This is a genomic window from Streptomyces sp. NPDC057963, assembly GCF_042887155.1.
Lineage (GTDB): Bacteria > Actinomycetota > Actinomycetes > Streptomycetales > Streptomycetaceae > Streptomyces.
This window is the reverse complement of the sequence record NZ_JBHVPX010000067.1, coordinates 1-2,606: the sequence shown is the minus strand read 5'-3', so window position 1 is coordinate 2,606 and position 2,606 is coordinate 1. Positions and strand designations below refer to the sequence as shown.

Annotated in this window: 1 pseudogene; it reads left to right on the top strand. The window is 65.4% G+C overall.

The window, feature by feature from the left end:
• Positions 1 to 12 precede the first annotated feature (12 nt).
• A pseudogene (locus tag ACFVT1_RS40940) lies at positions 13 to 2,606 on the top strand (beta-ketoacyl synthase N-terminal-like domain-containing protein); the annotation flags it as partial.

Here is a 2,606-nt window from a genome sequence, read left to right as displayed (position 1 = left end):
CAGGTGGAGGGGGTGTTGCGTCCGAAGGCGTGGGGTGGTGAGTGGTTGCATGAGGTGACGTTGGGGTTGTCGTTGCGGGCGTTTGTGGTGTTTTCGTCGTTGGCTGGTGTGTTGGGTTCGGTGGGTCAGGCGAATTATGCGGCGGCGAATGCGTGGGTGGATGGTTTGGTTCATCGTCGTCGTGCGTTGGGTTTGCCGGGGGTGTCGTTGGCGTGGGGGTTGTGGAGTGATGTGAGTGGGATGACGGGTGGTATGGGTGGGGGTGATCGTGAGCGGTTGGCGCGTTCGGGTATTGCTCCGATGACGAGTGCGGAGGCGCTCGCCCTCTTCGACGCCGCCCTGCGCAGCGACTCGACGTGCCTGGTACCGGCCCGCATGGATACCGCCGCCCTCCGGAAGCTGGCCCAGCGGGACGCACTGCCACCGGTTCTCCGGAGTCTGGTCCGCACCAGAGTGCGCCGCACGGCAGGTAGTTCGGCAGGAGCCGTGACGGGATCGTCCCTGCAACGGCAGCTGCAGAAGCTGACGGAGGCCGAACAGCTCACCACGCTGCTCGACATCGTGCGTGAATCGGTGGCCGGAGTGCTCGCCATCGACCGTCCCCGTTCCATCGATACGAGCCGTGCGTTCAAGGAACTGGGTTTCGACTCGCTCACCTCGCTGGAGCTTCGCAACCGACTCGGTGAGGAGACCGGACTCCGTCTCCCGGCAGGTCTCGTCTTCGATCACCCGACGCCTGATGCTCTGGCGGAGTTCTTGCGTGGGGAGTTGTTGGGTCGGGACGAGGGTGTGGCGGTGGTGCGGGGTGGGGTGGTGGATGAGCCGGTGGCGGTGGTGGGGATGAGTTGTCGGTTCCCGGGGGGTGTGTCGTCGCCTGAGGAGTTGTGGGAGTTGTTGGAGGGGGGCGGGGAGACGAGGGGTGGGTTCCCTGTGGGGCGTGGGTGGGATCTTGAGTCGTTGTATCACCCGGATCCGGATCACGCGGGGACGACGTATACGCGGTTCGGGAGTTTTCTGCATGAGGCGGGTGAGTTCGATGCGGGGTTCTTCGGGTTGAGTCCGCGGGAGGCGTTGGCGACGGATCCGCAGCAGCGGTTGTTGCTGGAGACGGCGTGGGAGGCGGTGGAGCGGGCGGGTATTGATCCGGTGGCGTTGCGGGGGTCGGCGACGGGTGTGTTCGCGGGGATCATGTACAGCGATTATGCGTCGCGGTTGCGTGATGTTCCGCAGGAGTACGAGGGGTTCCTCGGTAATGGCAGTGCGCCGAGTGTGGCGTCGGGTCGTATCTCGTACACGTTCGGTTTCGAGGGTCCGGCGGTCACGATCGATACGGCGTGTTCGTCGTCGCTCGTCGCGGTGCATCTGGCAGCCCAGGCCCTGCGCAACGGCGAGTGTTCGCTCGCGCTGGCCGGTGGAGCGACGGTGATGGCCACGCCCAATACCTTCATCGACTTTGCACGGCAGCGGGGTCTGTCCACGGATGGGCGGTGCAAGGCGTTCTCGGATGGTGCGGATGGCACGGGGTTTGCCGAGGGTGCTGGGTTGTTGCTGTTGGAGAAGTTGTCGGATGCTCGGGCCAATGGTCATCGGGTGCTGGCGGTGCTTCGGGGTTCGGCGGTGAATCAGGATGGTGCGTCTAATGGTCTGACGGCGCCGAACGGTCCGTCGCAGCAGCGGGTGATCCGTCAGGCGTTGGCGAACGCGCGGCTGTCCCCTGCCGATGTGGATGCCGTCGAGGCGCATGGGACGGGGACGTCGTTGGGTGACCCCATCGAGGCCCAGGCACTGATCGCCACCTATGGACAGGAACGGCGGCCCGGCAAGCCGTTGTGGTTGGGTTCGGTGAAGTCGAACATTGGTCATGCGCAGGCTGCGGCGGGTGTGGCGGGTGTGATCAAGATGGTGATGGCTTTGCAGCGTGGGGTGTTGCCGCGGACGTTGCATGCGGAGGCGCCGTCGTCGCATGTGGACTGGTCTGCGGGTGGGGTGTCGTTGTTGGCGGAGGCGCAGGAGTGGCCGCGCAACGGTACGCCGCGTCGTGCGGGTGTGTCGTCGTTCGGGATCAGTGGGACGAACGCGCATCTCATTGTCGAGGAGGGGCCGGAGACCGAGCCTCGCCAGGTGGCTGAGGTGTCGCCCGGGGATGGTGTGTTGGTGCCGGTGGTGTTGTCGGGTCGGAGTGCGGGGGCGTTGCGGGATCAGGCGGCCCGGTTGCGGAACCGTGTGGCTTCGGATGAGGGGCTGGGGTTGGGTGATCTGGCGTTCTCTCTTGTGTCGTCGCGTGCTTTGCTTGATCACCGTGTGGTGGTGTCGGCAGGCGACCGTGAGGAGCTGCTGGGCGCTCTGGAAGGGTTCGTGGGTGGTCATCCGCTGTCCAACACGGTTCAGGGTGTGGCGGGTGGGGGTGGTCTGGCGTTTGTGTTCTCGGGGCAGGGGGCTCAGTTCCCGGGTATGGGGTGGGAGTTGTATGAGCGGTTCCCGGTTTTTGCGGGGGTTGTGGATGAGGTGTGTGGGTTGGTGGATGTGGCTCGTGGTGGGGGTGGGGTGGGGTTGTTGGAGGTGATGTTCGGTGGTTCGGGTTCTGTGGGGGCGGAGGTGTTGGAGCG